Consider the following 373-nt stretch of genomic DNA (forward strand, 5'->3'; position numbering starts at 1 on the left):
CACTGCTCTTTAACAATTTATCAGACAATCTGTGTGGGCACTCACAAGACGATATCAGCCACTTCGGTGGCAACAGAATATCAAAGGCAGCAATGCCAAGTCTTAGAGTGACCAAGCAGTAATTCATTTTTGAATTATTACGAAAGTAAACTTTGAGCACCGCTTAACTTGTTTAAGCAAATCGAACTTTTAATTGAAGAGTTTGATCATGGCTCAGATTGAACGCTGGCGGCAGGCCTAACACATGCAAGTCGAGCGGTAGCACGGGAGAGCTTGCTCTCTGGGTGACGAGCGGCGGACGGGTGAGTAATGTCTGGGAAACTGCCTGATGGAGGGGGATAACTACTGGAAACGGTAGCTAATACCGCATGAT

At 46.1% G+C, this 373-nt stretch carries 1 rRNA gene; it reads left to right on the plus strand.

The features are described 5' to 3' along the window. Positions 1-190 precede the first annotated feature (190 nt). Positions 191-373: ribosomal RNA gene (locus SPM24T3_RS24165) — 16S ribosomal RNA — on the plus strand; the annotation flags it as partial.

Origin of the sequence: Serratia sp. M24T3 (assembly GCF_000257645.1) — a bacterium.
GTDB lineage: Bacteria > Pseudomonadota > Gammaproteobacteria > Enterobacterales > Enterobacteriaceae > Rouxiella.